This is a genomic window from Sagittula stellata E-37, from assembly GCF_039724765.1.
Taxonomy (GTDB): Bacteria; Pseudomonadota; Alphaproteobacteria; order Rhodobacterales; family Rhodobacteraceae; genus Sagittula; species Sagittula stellata.
The window spans coordinates 550,785-568,537 of the sequence record NZ_CP155729.1; the positions used below are offsets into that span (position 1 = coordinate 550,785).

The window sequence follows — 17,753 nt, forward strand, 5'->3', positions numbered from 1 at the left end:
GCAGGACAAAGATGGACCAGAAAACAGACCTCTCAGACGCTTACGAGAACGGCGCCTATATTCCGGACGCGGCCGGCTATCCGCCCCGCTGGGCGAGCGAGGCGCAGGCTTATCGCCAGCGCCTGTCTCCGGCGCAAAAGGCGGTGCTGGGGCTGCCTTACGGTGAAGAGGCGCGGCACCGGATGGACCTGTTCCTGCCCGACCGTACACCGGAGGGGCTGGTCGTTTTCGTGCACGGAGGCTACTGGCAGCGTTTCGACAAGTCCGACTGGTCGCATTTCGCCGAAGGCGCACGGGCGCGCGGATGGGCCGTGGCGATCCCGTCCTACGACCTCTGTCCGTCGGTCCGGATCCGGGACATCACCGCCCAGATCGTGCAGGCCGTGACCATCGCCGCCGAAGAGGTACAGGGTCCGATCCGCCTGACCGGCCATTCGGCAGGCGGGCATCTTGTGGCACGCATGGGAACCGGCGTTCTGCCCGAGGACGTTGCGGCGCGGGTCAAGGCGATCCTGCCGATCTCTCCACTGTCTGACCTGCGGCCGCTGATGGAGACCGCGATGAACGCCAACCTGAAGCTGGATGCAGAGGAGGCACGGACCGAAAGCCCGATCTTCCACTCTGCCCCACGCGCCAAGGTGACGGTCTGGGTGGGCGGCGCCGAACGTCCCGCATTCCTCGAACAGGCGGAATGGCTGGAGGAGGCCTGGGGCTGCGCGCGCGTCGTCGATGAGGGCAAGCATCACTTCGACGTGATCGACAGCCTCGCCGATCCCTCGGGGGCGCTGACCGAACGGCTCCTGTCGATGTGATCCGGAGGCGACCGGCGTGACGATGGATAGGGCGGGGCTTTGCGCCGCCTGCCGCCTTTGCGTGAAAAATCTGCTACCCTGCGCCAAGGAATGGCGCGCGGGGCGCGTCTCAGTCACAAGATGCGCATGGATGTCAGTGACGAAGCCTTGGCCCGCGCGGCCGCAGACGGAGACCGGGAGGCGTTCGCCCTGCTGGTGGGCCGTGTCTACGACCGTGTCTACGCCTATGCCATCCGCCTGACGGGCAACCGGGCGGATGCCGAAGATCTGGCGCAGGATCTCTGCGCCGCGCTGCCCGCCAAGCTGCAGTCCTTCCGGGGCGAGGCGCGCCTGAAGACGTGGCTCTATCGCATCGCCGTCAACGCCGCGCGGGACCGCTTTCGCCGCCGCGCCACCTACATGAAGGCTGCCGAAGGCTGGGGCGACTGGGAACAGGCGCGGCAGGCCGAGATCGCCGAACAGGCGGAGCGGCGCGACTGGCTGACACGGGCGATGGGCGCCCTGTCGGTCGACCTGCGCGAGACGCTGGCGCTGGTGCTCGACGGCATCAGCCAGGCCGAGACGGCCGAGATCCTCGGCATCCCCGAGGGCACCGTCGCATGGCGCGTCTCGGACGCGAAGAAACGCCTTCGGGCCTTGAAAGAGGCCGAAGCGCGGGAGGTGACGAAATGAACGACGACCTCGACGATCTGAACGAGCTGAAGGACCTCTTCGACAGGGAGCTGCCGAAGCCCGATCCCGCGCGCCGGGCCGATGCCATCGCGCTGGCGATGAAAAATTTCGACCGGACCCAAGAAACGGCGGACGTGGCGCGTCAGACCTCTGAATCACAGCCCAAGGGCATATTCAGAGGAGCCATTCACATGCTGTTTCAGATGAACACCCGCGCCGTATTGACGGCAACGACCGCGCTGGCCGCAGTGGCGCTTGTCGCGGTCATCCCGGTCGTCACGCAGATGCCGGACCGGATGAGCGGAGGGATCGCCGGGGACCGGTCCGAGGTGAAGACCGACATGGTCGCACCGGACCCCGCGCCGCAGCCGGAGCTCTTCTCCGTTGACGACGTCCAGGCGTTGGCCCCGGGTGACGGGGGCGCGACGGCCACCGACACCGGTCGTGCGAGGGTGTCGGACAGTGCGGTGACAGAGCCGCCGATGCCGCCTGCCGCCGCACTGGAAGCGCGCGAAGAGTTCGACGCCGACGCGCCCGCGCCGCGTGTCCCCAGCCGGTCCGCCGGCGACATGACCCTGCGGCGGTCGACGGCCCCCACCGGCGCGGCGCCTCAGTCTGGCGGAGGGCTCAGCGGTGGGTTCGGTGGCGCTCTGACCGGGCAGGTCAATGGACGTATCGCCCCGGCGCCCGTCCCGGTTCCGCAATTCGAACCGGTGCCGACGCCCGCGCCCGATACCGAGGCTTTCCCGGAAGCTGAGCAGAATCCGATCAAGGTGACGGCGGAGGACCCGGTGTCGACCTTCTCAATCGACGTGGACACGGCGTCCTGGTCGATCATCCGCAACTCGCTGACCCGGGGCATGTTGCCGTCCAAGGACGCGGTGCGGATCGAGGAAATGGTGAACTACTTCTCCTACGACTACCCGGCGCCGGAGGGGGACGCGCCTTTCGCGACCCATGTCGGCATCTCCGACAGCCCGTGGCGCGAGGGCACGCAGATTGTGCAGATCGGTCTGCAGGGGATGCTGCCGGAGGCGCGCCCACCGATGAACCTCGTCTTCCTGATCGACACCTCCGGGTCAATGCAGGACGCCAACAAGCTGCCGCTCCTGAAGCAGAGCTTCCGCCTGATGCTGGGCCAGCTTGGCGAAGAGGACATGGTGTCCATCGTGACCTACGCCGGGTCGGCGGGCCGGGTGCTTGAGCCGACCAAGGCATCTGACCGTCAGACGATCCTCGACGCGCTGGACCGGCTTGAGGCCGGGGGCAGCACGGCCGGGCAGGCGGGGCTGCAACAGGCCTATGCCACCGCCACCGAGATGGCCCGCGACGGCGCGGTCAGCCGGGTGATCCTGGCCACGGACGGCGACTTCAACGTCGGTATCAGCGATCCGGACGACATGAAGGACTATATCGAGACGCAGCGCGGGACGGGCACTTATCTGTCTGTGCTGGGTTTCGGGCGCGGCAACCTCGACGACGCGACGATGCAGGCGCTGGCGCAGCACGGCAACGGCATGGCCGCCTACATCGACACTCTGTCGGAGGCGCAGAAGGTGCTGGTCGACCAGTTGACCGGCGCGCTGGTGCCCATCGCCGACGACGTGAAGATCCAGGTGGAGTGGAACCCCGCAGAAGTGGCAGAGTACCGACTGATCGGCTACGAGACCCGCGCCCTGCGCCGCCAGGACTTCAACAACGACAAGATCGATGCCGGAGAGATCGGCGCCGGGCACCAGGTGACTGCGCTTTACGAGATCACGCCGGTGGGCTCGGACGCGCGGATGACCGACCCGCTGCGTTACGCGCCGGAACAGGTGGCTGCGGAACAGAGCGGCGCTGAGAGTGCCGAACTGGGCTTCCTCCGCCTGCGCTACAAGGCGCCGGGCGAAAGCGAGAGCCGACTGATCGAGACGCCGGTTCGGTCGGATGCCGGGCCCTTGCCTCAGGCCGACTGGGCCACCGCCATCGCGGGCTTCGGCCAGATCCTCACGGGCTCGGACCTGATCGGCGACTGGTCGATGGGCGACGCCATCGCGCTGGCCACGGGTGCGCGCGGCGAGGACCCCTTCGGTTACCGGCAGGAGGCGATCAACCTGATGCGCCTTGCGCAAAGCCTGCAGCGCTGACCCGCGCACACGCCTGACGAGGGCGGCGGGACGGACGCTCGCGCACTGCGCATCGCCCCGCCCGCCGTCCCGCCTATCGAGCTGCAAGAACCCTGCCTCCGCACACCCCCGGAGGCAGGGTTTCACCGCGCCTTAACAAAACCGTCACGGCACTGTTACGCTGCGGGACCAATGCGGCACCCATGTCATTCCGACAAGGAGCCATCACATGACCATCCGTTCGATCTGCCTGACCAGCGCACTGGCGCTGACGGCCGGCACGGCCTTTGCCGAAAGCCACGGCCAGATGAATTTCAACCGCATTGCCGCCTTTGCCACGCCGCTGAACATGGCCGAGGGTGAGGACACGCAACGCGAGACCTCCGCCGAGATCATCGCCGCCTCCGAAGACGGCATGACGCTGGTCTACACCGACAGCCCGCTGGGCGCCGTCGGCCGCGTCGACATCACCGACCCGAAGGCGCCGAAGCCCCTGGGCAACACCGATGTGGGCGGCGAACCGACATCTGTCACCGTGATCGGCAACACCGCCTTCATCGGCGTGAACACCTCCGAATCCTACACGCAGCCGAGCGGCAAGCTGGTGTCGATGGACCTCGCCACCGGCGCGCTGACCGGCGAATGCGACCTGGGCGGCCAGCCCGATTCCACCGCGCATGACGACGCGGGCACCTTCGTCGTCGCCGCGATCGAGAACGAGCGTGACGAGGACGCGGGCGATGGCCGCGTGCCGCAGATGCCCGCCGGCTGGGTATCGAAGGTGATGATCGAGAACGGCGCGATGAACTGCGATGTCGTGAAGATCGACATGACCGGCCTGGCGGAGATCGCGGGCGAGGACCCGGAGCCGGAATTCGTCGACGTGAACGGTCTGGGCGAGATCGTCGTCACACTGCAGGAAAACAACCACATCGTGGTGATCGGTGCGGACAACGCGGTGATGGCGCACTTCCCCGCCGGTGCCGTGGACCTGACCCGCATCGACACCGAGGATGACCGCGCCTCGCTGGTGTTCGACGGCGAACAGCCGGGCCGCCTGCGCGAGCCCGATGGCGTGCAATGGCTGGACGACACCCACTTCATGCTGGCGAACGAGGGCGACATGGACGGCGGCTCCCGCTCCATCACCGTCTTCGCCAAGGACGGCACCGAGGTGTTCGAGAGCGGCTCCGACTTCGAGACGCCGATCATCCAGGCCGGCCACTACCCCGACAAGCGCTCCGACGCGAAGGGCGTGGAACCGGAGGGCATGGAATTCGCCACCTTCGACGGCACGCCCTATGCCTTCGTGCTGGGCGAGCGGTCCTCCACCGTGTCTGTCTACGACACAACCGACCCGGCGAACCCGGTGTTCAAGCAGCTCCTGCCTTCTGGCATCGCGCCCGAAGGCGCCATCGCCATCCCCGGGCGCAACCTCTTCGTCACCGCCAACGAGGCGGACCTGATCGAGGACGGCGGCGTGCGGGCGCACGTGATGATCTACGAATACCAGGACGCCCCGGCAGCCTATCCGCAGATGACGTCCGAAGGCGCCGACGCGCTGATCGGCTGGGGTGCGATTTCGGGCATGGTGGCAGGCGAGGACGGCATGATCTACGCCGTCAACGACAGCTTCTACGCCTATCAGCCGACGATCTTCACCATCGACCCGTCGCAGACCCCGGCGCGCATTACCCGTGCCCTGCCGGTGACCCGCAACGGCATGCCCGCGCAAAAGCTCGACATGGAAGGCATCGCGCTGGACGGCGAGGGCGGCTTCTGGGTGGCCTCCGAAGGCCGCACCGACCGCGTCGTGCCGCATGCGATCTACCACGTGAATGCCGAGGGCGAGATCGAGGACGAGATCGGCCTGCCCGCAGAGCTGCTCAACAACGAGGTCCGCTTCGGGTTCGAAGGCATCACGCAGATCGGCGACACTCTTTGGATGGCCGTCCAGCGTGAGTGGAAGGACGATCCGAAGAACACCGTGAAGCTGGTCGCCTATGACCTCGGAACCGGGGAATGGGGCGCTGTCCGTTACCAGAAGGCCGCACCGGAAAAGGGCTGGGTCGGCCTGTCTGAGATCGTGGCCCACGGCGACTGGGTCTACGTCGTCGAGCGTGACAACCAGATCGGTGCGGACGCTGTGACCAAGAAGATCTACCGCATCCCCGCAGCCGAGATGGTCGCGGCGCCGCTGGGCGGCGACCTGCCGGTCGTCTCGAAGGAAGAGGTCGTGGACCTGATCCCGATGCTTCAGGCGCAGGGTGGCTACGTGGTCGACAAGGTCGAAGGTCTGGCCATCACCGCAGACGGCACGATCTGGGCCTCCACCGACAACGATGGCGTGGACGACAGCTCGGGCGAGACGTTCTTCTGGAAGGCCGGCACGGCCAACACCGCCGCCCACTAAACCGGTCGTATCCACGAACCCAAGGCGCCCCGCAGACCTCTTGCGGGGCGCTTTCCTTTTGCGCCGCGCGTGGCGGCCCGACGGGACGTCCGCCACGCAGGTGAGCCTGCGACAGAACACCCGGCACCCCAACACAGTCGTGACATCCATGCCACGATTGCCGGATCGGTTCCGGGACGACGTGCCAAGGTCCTCTGACCGGACAGGATTGTCAGGCGCGCTGGTCTCACGTCATGGCTGCCCTACGTCTTTGGCAGGCGTTTTGTTGCGCCGTCTGAAGACAACCGGGCCTTAAACCTTGTGTGCCAGACTTCGGCTGAAACCATGGGGAAGGTTCGATGCCGGAGGATCCTGAATTGTCTTTCGTTCTGTGCATTGTGGCGGGTGCCCTGGCCGTGGCGGCAGGTGCATTCGGCGCCCTCAGCTTCGCCCCTTCGGCCTGCGCGCTGCTTGGCGTTCTGGCCACGCTGCGGATCTGCTGGCTGGACGACAACATCGCCAACGACCTGCTCGACCGTGAACAGCTTCCGCCCAGTTACATCAACGCACAACGCCGCCAACGCTGGCTTGAGGCGCTTCTGCTGGGCCGCGCCGTGCCGCAAGAGACGCCGACCCCCGCGCAGGTCGCCACCCGCATGCGGGCGGAGGTGCAGGTCTGGTCCGCCATCGTCGTCGCGGGCGCGGCGGCCATGCTGGCTCGGACCGCGCCCTTCGGGATGCTGGTGTCCTGCGGACTGGCGCTCTGGGCGTTCCTCTGGGCATTCCGCTTCGCCGACCGGCTTTCGGCGACGCTGTGGCTTGTGGAAACCGGCCGTGTGCTGCCGAGAGAGGATCTCTTGCGCCGCGTCAGCTGGGCGTATTCCGGCCGCAACGACCGAAACCGTTAGCCTTTCAGCAGGCGCGGTAGCATCTCTGCCAGAAGGTCCCAGACGATTCGCACCCGGGGGCTGGTCTTCAGCTCCCGATGGGCCACCAGCCAGACGGGATAGTCGAAGGTGACCTCGGGCAGGACCTGCACCAGCAAAGGGTCGCCGCTGCCCAGTGTGACAGGCCCGATCCCGATCCCCAAACCCTGCCGCGCAACTTCCCAATGCACGGCGTGCGAGGTGGTGCGCAGGCCAAAGCTCGTATCCGTCACCGCCACGCCGCGCTGCGTCAGTGCCGCCACGAAGGGCGCGTTTTCCTCGAAGCCGATGAACCGCGCCTTGTCCAACTCGGCCGGGCCGCGCACCTCGCCCAAGCTTGCGGCGTAGTCCGGACTGCAGAACAAGCCGGCGGTGTCGTCGGTCAGGCGCTTGCCGATCAGGTCTGGCTGATCCGGCGCGGCATTGCGGATAGCGATGTCCGCTTCGCGCCGCTTCAGGTCGCTCATGCGGTTGGAGGACACGACCTCTACCCGTATGCCGGGGGCCACCTCTGCCAGCCGCTTCAGGACCGGCGGCAACAGCCACATCGCGTAAAGCTCCGGCGCGGCGATGGCGACCGGCCCGGACACGTCCGTCGCCTGTCCGGTGGCGGCCAGCGACACGGCGACTGCCGCCTCACCCATGGCGCGCACGTGTTCGACCAGCCGCGTGCCCGATTCCGTCAGAACCAGCCCGCGCCCGACCCGTTCGAACAGAACCACGCCCAGCTCTTCCTCAAGCGCCGTGACCTGCCGACCCAGCGTCGGCTGGGTCATGCCCAACGCCCGCGCCGCTGCCGAAAGCGACCCTTCCTCGGCTGTGACGAGGAAGGCCCGCGCGCGGTTCCAGTCGAAAGTGACAGAGCGCCAGTCCATGCAGTCCTGTATGGATGACGGCCGATTTCACGTCAAAAGCAAAAGAGGGGGCACCAGGCCCCCTCCCGTTCGTCGTGCAGATCAGATCTCAGTTGACGGTTTCGGCGTCCACGACATCCTTCTCGACCGCCTTTACATCCGGTTTCGCGATCTCGATCCGGCGCGGTTTCAGCGCTTCCGGGATCTCGCGCTTCAGGTCGATGTGCAGCATGCCGTTCTCATGCGTGGCTCCGATGACGCGCACGTGGTCGGCAAGGTGGAAGCGGCGCTCGAAGGCGCGGGTGGCGATGCCGCGGTGCAGGTAGCTGCGGTTCCCGTCCTCGTCCGCCTTGCGGGCCGAAACGATCAGCGCGTTCTCCTTCACCTCGACGCCAAGGTCGCTGTCCGCGAAACCGGCCACCGCGATGGAGATGCGATAGGCGTCGTCGGCGGTCTTTTCGATGTTGTACGGCGGATAGCCCGGCTGCGGTGCGTCGTTGGTCAGGACGCGGTCCATCATCTCGGCCAGTTGGTCAAAGCCGACGGATGCACGGTAGAGCGGGGCAAAATCAAAATGTCGCATGGAATCCTCCAGTTGAGCGATACCTGTGTCCGGCCTTCCCATCGGGGACAGACCGTCTTTTCAGTTACCGGAACCCTGTCAGAGGCGTTCCGGTACGCAAAAATTGGGCACGCCACGCGCGCGTTTCAAGAGCCTCCAGCACACGAAAAAGCGCCCCGAAGACGGCTCTTCGGGGCGCTTTCACAAAGATGTGATCGTAAGATCAGAACTTCATTTCGTAACCGAGACCGACGGTGCCCATACGGACGTTCTCGCTCTTGGAACCGGCGAGGGTCATGATGACGCGGCCGCCGCCCTTGGTGTCGAGACCGAAGTTCAGGGCCAGGTCGAAGCGGTTTTCGTCGGTGCCACCCGGCGTCGCCGTGACGGTGCCGCCGCTGTTGACGTCGATGTCCTCGTTCATCACGTGGTTCCACGAGAAGTCGACGTCGGTGTGCAGCGCGCCAAAGCTCATCGCGGTCGTCTTTTCCCAGCGCATGCCCAGCTTGCCGAAGGTCGTCGTCTGGTCGTAGCCCGGAATGATCGCGCCGTTGCTTGCGGTGAAGCTGTCAATTTCCAGCAGTTCGCGCGACACGCCGATATAGGGCATCAGGATGTTCGAAGCCTGCCCGCCGATGGCGAAACGCTGACCCAGCTCCAGCGAGGCGGAGCGGTAGTCGCTTTCCGTGGAACCGGACGCCGTGCCGGTCGGGAACATCATGGTGTAGTCGTGGTCGGTCCGGCCGGCGGTGATGTCACCATACAGCTGCAGGCCGCCCGACGTCTGGTACAGGCCGTAGAGGCTCGCCGTCTTGGTGTCGCTGTCGGAGTCGAAGCCGCTGGCATCGCTGGAGCTGTTCAGGCCGCTCAGGGCGATACCGGTGCGGAACAGGTACTGCTGCGTCTGGAAGGTGTAATCGGCGCCGATGGTCAGGCCTTTGCCGCTGAGGTCGGTGCCGCCGGAAGCGGAGCCGGAGGATGCGGTTGCAAAGGCGTAGCCGCGCAGGCCTTCGATGCCCAGCATGTCGTTGACGATCGCATTGCCCTGGGTCGAGTAGAAGCCGCCGGTGCCCAGGTAGCTTTTCACCAGAGCCAGGATGCGGATCTGCGCGCGGATGTTCTGCGCGACCGTCATCGACGAATTGCGGAAGATGTCGGTGGTCAGGATGAACTTGGTCCCGGCATCGGTGGCTGCGTTGATGACGCAGGTCTGAAAGGCCAGGGCGAAGGCCGCCGCAGCATCGCCGCCAAGGCGGAGCTGGTTGAGGTCGGCGACACAGCCGCCCTTGGTGGCCAGCGCGAGGTCGGCGTAGTCGGCTTCAGTGGTGCCGTAGCCGCCGACGAAGTTGCCGTGCGCGGTCGAAGCGAAGGTGGTCCCGGTCTGTATCAGCGTGGTGGTGCCGTCGGTGGAAATCGCGGCGTCGCCGTTGGCGTCCCGGATGCCGATGTCGACCATCGCCACGAGGTTCGCGCCGGCAGTCTGGATCGCGTTCAGCACGTCGGCATACAGCACATTGCCGGAGGTCGTGTCGTCACGGTCCTCGTCGGTGATGAGCACCAGCGTCGTGTTGCCGGCAGGAATGGTGTAGTTTTTCAGCACGTAGTCGATGGCGGCATAGCCGTCCTCGGTGCCGCCCGGCGTGGTCAGGTTGAGCGTTGCCGCCGACAGGTCAGTGGCGTTGCCGATCTGGTTGCCGCCAATGGTGAACTCGCGGATCAGGCCCGGGTTGGTGGAACCCGCGGCAAAACCCATCAGGCCGTAGTTGCGGGTTCCGAAGCCTCCGACGGCCAGCGAGGCGTCGAGGTCGAGCACGAACTGCGTCAGGAAATCCTGCTCGCCGGACATGGAGCCCGATTCGTCCATCATGAAGATGATGTTGGATGTTGCGTTCTGCGCGTGTGCGGGCGCGGCCAGAGCGAGTGTCATCGCCGTGGAGGCGGCTAGAAAAGTCTTGAACATTATGTCCCCTCACCGAAAAAAAGCGGGTGCTTGCTGCGGTGAAAGTGCCAAAAACCTATTCGCCCGAATAGTGGTCAAAATTACGAAGCGTTAAGAATGTTGCGCGCCGGAAACAGGTGCTCCCCAACAGGCGTGAAACGCTCAATCTTTTGGCGCATTCATCCCAGGTGGGCGCACGAATCGGGCGCCTCCCGCCCGTTCGGCCCCGCCGGGCAGAAGAACCGTTCCAATCCGGGCACGCGGCGCCGTGTGGCGACTCAGCCGATCCTTCAGGATGACGATGTGAGTCGTCAGCTCCATTCCGAACACCCTGGCCGTCCCTTCCGCGTCTATGCCGGTGGCCGAGACCAGCGACAGGATGCGCAACCCGCCGCCATGTTCGGCCAGTAGCGGCGCGCCCGACGCGCCGTAGCCCGCCGTGCAGTCGAATACGAGGATGCCGCCAACGATACGTGCCAGCAGGCCGCAGGCGCGGGGGGCCGACCCACCTCGGTGGAGCGCGTCGCCGTAGGGCGCAAGGTAGACCGTCCCGTCCGGTGCCCGGGCCGGGTGCAGTGCGATGGGGCGGGCGTCATTCGATGAAATGGCCTCGGACAGGCGAAGGAGGGCCACGTCGTTGGCGATCTTCGCCTCGTCCAGCCCGATCCCGCCGTTGTCGCTGTACCCGGGCGACACCGCCCAGTCGGCCACGCCACGGCGCACGGCCGCCGCGCCAAAGCCTATCTCGAACCGCACCTTCTGCGGCAGGACCGGCTGGCCGTTGTCGTCGTACAGGCAATGCGCTGCCGTCAGCACGATATCGGCCTCGATCAGCGTTCCGGTGCAGGACGTCTCGCCGTTGGCCAGCCGGCCCACCGCCTCCCATCCGGTCAGGGCTGCGGCGCCGCTGGCCAGCCAGAGACCGCCCATGAGGCCCAAGGCCGCGTATCTCAGGGCTTCACGAATTTTGCACCTGTTTCCCGCCGGGCGCCCGCGGCCATCCGTTCCAGCCCGTTGCCCGGGTCCTGCGCCGTCTCCAGCGCCGCGCGCAGTTCCGTGAGGGGGTCGAGAAGGTCCACGGCAAGCGACACCGGCTTGCCGTCAGCCTCCGCCTTCGCCGAGATGACGGAGACGATCCGCGCTTCGCCATCCGCACCGAAGGCAAAGACCGGGGACCCGGAGGCGCCGAAATCGACGCTGCACGAAAGGACCAGCATGTCCGACTGGTGCGCGATCACGGTGCAGAGATCCTGCATCGACGGTGCCTCCGACCGGTTGTGGGCGTAGGACACCACGCCGACCTCTGCACCCGGCACCGGCAGGTCGCTGGTGCCGAAGGGTAGGACGGTCGTGTTGCGGATCGGGTGCTGAAGCTCGATCAGGGCGATGTCGTGACCCACCCGCGCCACGCCGTCGGAGGACGCGAAATCGTACTTCGGATGCGGCATGGCCTTGCGTGTGCGCCGATAGGCCGCCGCCCGCCCGTTGCGCCACCCGGCCAGGAACTGGATGTCGTCGACCGGCACGCGGGCCCCGGTGGCCGGATCGAAAAGGCAATGCGCCGCCGTCAGGACAAGGCTGGGCGTGATCAGCGCGCCGGTGCAGAAGGCCTCTCCGGCGATCTCCAGCCGCCCGACCGCTTCCCACCGCCGCGCGCCCTCGGTGCTCTCCATCGAAAAGATGCCCTGTGCCGGGGCGCTCGTTGACAAAAATATCAGGCAGATGGCGAAAATTGCGCGCACTTGGTCTTTCCTCTTTGCGCGCGGTTTACCGGTTCTTCAGGGCAAAAATGCGGCACATCGGAGTGGATCGCACGACCGACGATGGATCGGCAAGATCACGTCTGCAGCGCCGGCGGCTTCGGCCCGCCTGTCGCCCAGTCCAGAAGTTCGACCGTGTGCACCACCGGCACGCCGGTGCCCGACCCGATCTGCATCATGCAGCCGATGTTGCCGGCGGCGATCACGTCCGGGGTCTTCGCCTCCAGCGTCTTCACCTTGCGCGCCTTGAGCTGTTTCGAGATCTCCGGCTGCATCAGGTTGTACGTTCCGGCAGAGCCGCAGCACAGGTGGCTGTCGGCAGGTTCCACCACGTCGAATCCCGCGCGTTTCAGAAGGTCCTTGGGCGTGCCCTTGATCTTCTGACCATGCTGCAAGGAGCAGGCCGCGTGGTAGGCGACGCGCAGCGGCCCCGCCCCGCCGGGCGTGTCCCGGGCGCCCGCACGGTCGATCCCGGCGATCCCCATGCGCGCCGGGCTGACGCCCGCCTCCGGAACCTCCGGCATCAGGTCGGCCAGCACCTCCGTCACATCGCGGGCGATGGACGCCACCCGCGCGGCGTCCCCGGCCAGCGGCGTCTCGCGGAACATGTGGCCATAGTCCTTCACGGTTGTCCCGCAGCCCGACGTGTTGATGACCACGGCGTCCAGCCCGGCGCCGTCCATCTCGCGCGCCCAGGCCCGGATGTTCCGGCCGGCGGTGCCATGCGCCTCTTCGGACTTGCCCATGTGATGCGTCAGCGATCCGCAGCAACCCGCGCCCTCGGCCACGACGACCTCGCACCCCAGCCGCGTCAGCAGCCGGATCGTGGCGTCGTTGATGTCGGTGTTCAGCGCCCGCTGCGCGCAGCCGGTCATCAGCGCAACCCGCATCCGCTTCGGCACCTCCGGCGCAAAACTTTGCGGATCGTCGTTGCGCGACACGGGCGGCACCTGCTTCGGCGCCATCTCCAGCATGGCGCGCAGCCGCGCATCGGGGATCAGACGCGCGAAGGGTCGCCCGATCTTCGCCCCCAGCAGGGCCAGCCGGAACCGGCCCGGATACGGCAGGATACGTGCCAGCAGCCAGCGCAGCGCCCGCTCCGACCGGGGCCGCTCATACCGCTCCTCGATATAGGCGCGGGCGTGGTCGACGAGGTGCATGTAGTGCACGCCCGACGGGCAGGTGGTCATGCAGGCCAGGCACGACAGGCAACGGTCGATATGCTTGACGGTGTCCGCATCCGGCACACGCTCGTTCTCCAGCATGTCCTTGATCAGGTAGATGCGGCCGCGCGGGCTGTCCAGCTCGTCGCCCAGCACCTGGTAGGTGGGGCAGGTGGCGGTGCAGAACCCGCAATGCACGCAGGCCCGGAGGATTTCATTGGCGCGCGCGGTGCCCGCGTCGGCAAGCTGCTCTTCGGTGAAATTGGTCTGCATGGCTCTCTCTGGGTCTTCAGGCCATCAGCCGTGCGGTGGCCAGTCCGAACCACGGCAGGGTTGTGGCCAGTATGGCAATTACGGTGATCCAGCGGCGGGCCGCCTTGCCCTCCAGCCGGCGGTACAACGCGTGGCCCACCATCGCCACGGCCGTGACCCATCCGGCCCACAGCAGCAAGAGCGACGGCAGCGGCGCGCGCGGCTCCAGCCAGAGCGCGGCACCCATGCTGAGCACCACCGCCAAGGCCAGCCCGGCCAGAACGGCCAGCGTGGAGGGCAGTCGAAGCAGCCCGGCGCACAGCAAGGGCCCGACCACGAACGTCACGACGAAGGCTGAGACGACGGGCCAGGTCATCAGTGCAAAGTGCCCGGATCGAAGATCCCGCGCGGATCGAACCGCGCCCGGATCGCGCGCGACAGGGCCGCCACCGGCGCCGGTTCGGGCGGGAAAACCGGCGTGGTGCCCCGGCCCCGCACGCGCGTCGCATGACCGTCGAAGTCGCCCAGCTTCGCCCGTGCGTCAATGCCGGTGGGCGTCCGCGCCCAAACCAGCCCGCCGCCCCAGTCGTAGAGAACCGCGTGCGGTTCCAGCCGGGCCACCAGTTCCGGCGCGTCCGAGGGTTTGCAGTGGATGCGCCAGACATCGCCGTCCCCGCCGTGCATCGGCACCACGTCGCGCACGCGGGTCCAGGCCTCCGCCACCGCGCCGGGATCGCGTTCGACGCGCACGGCGGTGCCGCCGAACAACGCCGCCAGCTTGTCGGCGCGATACGCCACCGATCCGGCGAAGCCCTCGACCCGCAGCAAGGTCAGCGGATCGCCGTCCGGCCCCACCGGCAGATGGGCCGCCCCGGTCAGGTCGTAGGGCGACCCGAGCGCCCGGGCCATCGCCGCGACGGCGGCCGCGTCCACCAACCCGTCGATCAGCACGCAGGCCACGGCCTCGGGCTTCGGCAGGACCTTCAGGCTGACCTCCGTCAGCACGCCCAGCGTCCCGCGCGATCCGGCCATCAGCTTCACGAGGTCGTAGCCGGTGACGTTCTTCATCACCCGCCCGCCGTTCTTCACCACCGTCCCGGTGCCGTCGACGAACCGCACGCCCAGCAGGAAATCCCGGCAGGCCCCCGCCTGCACCCGCCGCGGGCCAGAGACGTTCGCCGCCACCACCCCGCCGATGGTCGACTGCCCCTCGGTGCCCAGCAGGCCGCGATGATCCATCGGCTCGAAGGCCAGACGCTGGCCTTCGGCATCCAGCACCGCCTCGATCTCGGCCAATGGCGTGCCCGCCGCCGCCACCAGCGTTAGCGCGCCCGGCTCGTAAAGAGACACGCCCGCGATGCCGCCGGTCTCCAGCACCGCGCCCGCGCCGCCGCCGCCGATGCTGCGCGTGCCGCCGCCGCGGACCCGCAAAGGCGCCTGCGCCCCGCGCACCGCCTCGGCCAGTTCCGCCTCGCTTCCAGGTCTCATCGCGCCTGCCCTTCGTGCTTCTTTGCTTTCCAAATACTCCGGGGTCCGGGGTGGAACCCCGGCTACTCCGCCGCCAGCGCCACCGCGCGCCGCCCGTCAGAGGCCGCCAGAGGGAACACCTTCGCCGGGTTCAGCAGCCACTTCGGGTCGAACACATCCTTCACCGCCATCTGTGCTTCCAGATCCTCGGGCGCGTACTGGTGGGTCATCAGGTCTCGCTTCTCGATGCCGACGCCATGCTCGCCGGTCAGGCAGCCGCCCACCTCGACGCAAAGCTTCAGGATTTCCGCCCCGAACCGCTCGCAGAGCTCCAGTTGCCCTGGCTCGTTGGCGTTGAACAGGATCAGCGGGTGCATGTTGCCGTCGCCCGCGTGGAAGACGTTCGCCACCTCCAGCCCGAACTCCGCCGACATCTCACCGATGCGCTTCAGCACGAAGGGCAGTTCCGTCACCGGGATCGTCCCGTCCAGACACATGTAGTCGTTGATGTTGCCCATCGCGCCGAAGGCCGACTTGCGGCCCAGCCAGATCCGCGCGGCCTCGTCGGCCGACTTCGCCTCGCGCAGCTCCACCGGGTCGTGGCGCTGCGCGATCTCCTTGATCTTGGCAAGCTGCTCGGCGATCTCCGGCTCCGAGCCTTCGACCTCCACGATCAGCAGCGCCTCGCAATCCGGGTAGCCCGCCTTGGCGAAATCCTCCGTCGCGCGGATGCAGGGCGCGTCCATGAACTCGATCGCCACCGGCAACACGCCCGCCTTGATGATGTCGCTGACACAGGCGCCCGCCACCTCGTTCGACGCGTAGCCGATCAGCACCGGCCGTGCGCCTTCGGGTTTGCGCAGGATGCGCAGCGTCGCCTCCGTCACCACGCCAAGCTGCCCTTCCGACCCGCAGATCACGCCCAGCAGGTCCAGCCCGCCGGCGTCGAGGTGCGCGCCCCCCAGCTTCACCACCGTGCCGTCCATCAGCACCATGGTCACGCCCATCAGGTTGTTGGTCGTCACCCCGTATTTCAGGCAATGCGCCCCGCCAGAATTCATCGCGATGTTCCCGGCAATGGCGCAGGCCAGTTGCGACGAGGGGTCGGGCGCGTAGAAGAAATCCTCCTCTTCCACCGCGCCGGTCACGCTCAGGTTGGTGCGTCCGGTCTCTACCCGGATAAAGCGGTTCTCGTAGTCCGTTTCCAGCACCGCGTTCATCCGCGATACGCCCAGGATCACCGAATCCGCCGTGGGCAGCGCCCCCCCCGCCAGCGATGTGCCGGAGCCGCGCGGCACCACGGGCACGCCTTCCTCGTGGCAGACCTTCAGCACGGCGGAGACCTCCTCGGTCGACGACGGCAGCACCACCGCCAGTGGCGGGCAGCGATAGGCGGTCAGCGCGTCGCATTCGTAGGCCCGCACCTCGGCGGGTTCCGAGATCACGCCGCGCGGCGAGACGGCGGCAAGCCGCTCCACGATGCGCGCCTTGCGGGCAAGGATCGCGCCGTCCGGTTCCGGCATCTGCATGGTGGCACCTCCCTCGGGTCCGTCCGCGCCGTCCCGGCCGCAGGTCGCGACCAAGAAAGCGGCAATTGGTCAAGTCATATAACCAAAATACCCGGCGCGCGAGTCAATTTCACGCGCGCGGCTTGCACATTCCGGGGCATCGGGGTCATTTGCCAAAAACGGAGCGACCGATGGCCTGGGTCAAGATCATACATATTCTGTGCGTCATGGGCTGGATGACGTCCATCTTCGCCGTGCCGCGCGCGCTGATCTACTGGAAACGCGAATACGCCCGGCTGGGAGAGAACGGTCCGCTGGGCGACCTGACCTTCCGGCTCTATCGCTTTTCCTTCGGACTGGGGGTGATCGCCATCGTGACCGGTGTCTGGTACGGCACCTGGCTGGGCTGGCCCGCGTGGCTGCACCTGAAGGCCACGCTCGTGGCGCTGCTGGCGGTGCATTACCTGTGGACCGGCAGGTTGGTGCGCCGCGCGCAGAAGGGCGAGTTCCGCGAAAGTGACATGTTCCTGCGCATCTTCAACGAGACCTCCGTCATCGGCACCATCGCGATCCTCTGGGTCGTGGTCGTGCAGCCGTTCTGAGATGGACTGGCGGGCCGTCATTTCCGGCTTCACCGCGATGGACGTGGTGGCGGTCGGCCTGCTCATGCTGGCCTGGGTCGCCGCGACTTTGCTGATCGAACATCCACCTGCCGCGCGTCCCTCTGTCTCGGCGCTCATGGCGCGGTACAGGCGGGAATGGATGGAAGCCTTCGTCACCCGCACGCCGCGCATCTTCGACAGCCAGATTGTCGCGAGCCTCAGGCAAGGGACGTCCTTCTTCGCCTCCGCCTCGATGATCGCCATCGGCGGCGGCTTTGCACTGCTGGGCAACGCCGAGCGGTTGCAGGGCGTGGCGCAGGACCTGACACCCTCCACCGATCCGGTGGTGGTGCTGGAGATCAAGCTGATCCTGATGCTGCTCTTCGCCTCCAACGCTTTCCTGAAGTTCGTCTGGTCGCACCGGTTGTTCGGGTACACGTCCGTCCTGATGGCTGCGGTGCCCAACGATCCCGAGGACCCGGCGGCTCGACCCCGGGCGCGCAAGGCGGCAGAGATCAACGTCGCGGGCGCCCGCAGCTACAACCGCGGCCTGCGTTCGGTCTATTTCGGCATCGGCGCTTCGGCCTGGCTGATCGGCGCGTGGGCGCTGATCGCGGCGACGCTCGTGACCGCCGCCGTGATCCTGCGGCGGGAGTTCTGGTCGCATTCCCGCGCGGTGCTGATGGACCCGTCGGATTCCGGGAAGCCCTGACAGTCCAGTCGCGCCTGCGGTCTG

Annotated in this window: 16 protein-coding genes; 7 read left to right on the forward strand and 9 right to left on the reverse strand. The window is 67.1% G+C overall.

Annotation, left to right across the window (positions count from 1 at the left end):
• The first annotated feature begins 11 nt into the window (after positions 1-11).
• The 5 genes from ABFK29_RS02595 to ABFK29_RS02615 all read left to right on the forward strand — a co-directional run bounded on the left by ABFK29_RS02595 (position 12) and on the right by ABFK29_RS02615 (position 6,892).
• Entirely contained in the window at positions 12-812 is an 801-nt protein-coding gene (locus tag ABFK29_RS02595; protein WP_005862705.1) for an alpha/beta hydrolase, read from the forward strand.
• Positions 813-938: 126 nt separating this feature from the next.
• Positions 939-1,484 (forward strand): RNA polymerase sigma factor, encoded by a 546-nt coding sequence (locus ABFK29_RS02600; protein ID WP_040605053.1) that lies wholly within the window; start codon positions 939-941, stop codon positions 1,482-1,484.
• Positions 1,481-3,613 carry a VWA domain-containing protein gene (locus ABFK29_RS02605; RefSeq protein ID WP_005862708.1) on the forward strand — a complete coding sequence of 711 codons (2,133 nt, stop codon included), beginning with the start codon at positions 1,481-1,483 and terminating at the stop codon, positions 3,611-3,613. Before ABFK29_RS02600 ends, ABFK29_RS02605 begins: the two co-directional genes overlap by 4 nt.
• A 208-nt stretch (positions 3,614-3,821) precedes the next feature.
• On the forward strand, positions 3,822-6,005 hold the full coding sequence (locus ABFK29_RS02610) for an esterase-like activity of phytase family protein (protein WP_005862710.1): 2,184 nt from the start codon (positions 3,822-3,824) through the stop codon (positions 6,003-6,005).
• A gap of 338 nt (positions 6,006-6,343) precedes the next feature.
• Positions 6,344-6,892, forward strand: a complete 549-nt coding sequence (locus tag ABFK29_RS02615) for a hypothetical protein (RefSeq protein WP_005862712.1) — start codon at positions 6,344-6,346, stop codon at positions 6,890-6,892.
• Here the strand turns inward: ABFK29_RS02615 and ABFK29_RS02620 are convergent.
• The 9 genes from ABFK29_RS02620 to ABFK29_RS02660 form a co-directional block, all read right to left on the reverse strand.
• Entirely contained in the window at positions 6,889-7,785 is an 897-nt protein-coding gene (locus tag ABFK29_RS02620; protein ID WP_005862714.1) for a LysR family transcriptional regulator, read from the reverse strand. The two genes, ABFK29_RS02615 and ABFK29_RS02620, sit on opposite strands and share 4 nt — an antisense overlap.
• 88 nt (positions 7,786-7,873) lie before the next feature.
• Positions 7,874-8,347 carry an Hsp20 family protein gene (locus ABFK29_RS02625; RefSeq protein ID WP_005862716.1) on the reverse strand — a complete coding sequence of 158 codons (474 nt, stop codon included), beginning with the start codon at positions 8,345-8,347 and terminating at the stop codon, positions 7,874-7,876.
• A 202-nt stretch (positions 8,348-8,549) separates the two neighbouring features.
• Positions 8,550-10,286, reverse strand: coding sequence for an autotransporter domain-containing protein (locus tag ABFK29_RS02630; protein WP_005862718.1), 1,737 nt, complete (start codon positions 10,284-10,286; stop codon positions 8,550-8,552).
• A gap of 141 nt (positions 10,287-10,427) precedes the next feature.
• A complete protein-coding gene (locus ABFK29_RS02635) occupies positions 10,428-11,195 on the reverse strand; it encodes a trypsin-like serine peptidase (RefSeq protein ID WP_005862720.1) in 768 nt (255 codons plus the stop codon).
• 20 nt (positions 11,196-11,215) lie between these two features.
• The gene (locus tag ABFK29_RS02640) at positions 11,216-11,938 is read right to left on the reverse strand and encodes a trypsin-like serine peptidase (protein WP_005862722.1); all 723 of its coding nucleotides are present in this window, start codon (positions 11,936-11,938) and stop codon (positions 11,216-11,218) included.
• A gap of 164 nt (positions 11,939-12,102) precedes the next feature.
• Positions 12,103-13,461 (reverse strand): glycolate oxidase subunit GlcF, encoded by a 1,359-nt coding sequence (gene glcF / locus ABFK29_RS02645; protein ID WP_005862724.1) that lies wholly within the window; start codon positions 13,459-13,461, stop codon positions 12,103-12,105.
• Positions 13,462-13,477: 16 nt separating this feature from the next.
• Positions 13,478-13,816 (reverse strand): hypothetical protein, encoded by a 339-nt coding sequence (locus ABFK29_RS02650; RefSeq protein WP_005862726.1) that lies wholly within the window; start codon positions 13,814-13,816, stop codon positions 13,478-13,480.
• Entirely contained in the window at positions 13,816-14,928 is a 1,113-nt protein-coding gene (locus tag ABFK29_RS02655) for an FAD-binding protein (protein WP_005862727.1), read from the reverse strand. The genes ABFK29_RS02650 and ABFK29_RS02655 overlap by 1 nt, the downstream gene beginning before the upstream one ends.
• Positions 14,929-14,990: 62 nt before the next feature.
• Entirely contained in the window at positions 14,991-16,436 is a 1,446-nt protein-coding gene (locus ABFK29_RS02660) for an FAD-linked oxidase C-terminal domain-containing protein (RefSeq protein WP_040605040.1), read from the reverse strand.
• Between the two features lie 170 nt (positions 16,437-16,606).
• Between ABFK29_RS02660 and ABFK29_RS02665 the strand changes: the two genes are divergently transcribed.
• Entirely contained in the window at positions 16,607-17,017 is a 411-nt protein-coding gene (locus tag ABFK29_RS02665) for a CopD family protein (RefSeq protein WP_005862731.1), read from the forward strand.
• A gap of 1 nt (position 17,018) precedes the next feature.
• Positions 17,019-17,729, forward strand: a complete 711-nt coding sequence (locus ABFK29_RS02670) for a DUF599 domain-containing protein (RefSeq protein ID WP_005862733.1) — start codon at positions 17,019-17,021, stop codon at positions 17,727-17,729.
• Positions 17,730-17,753: the final 24 nt, after the last annotated feature.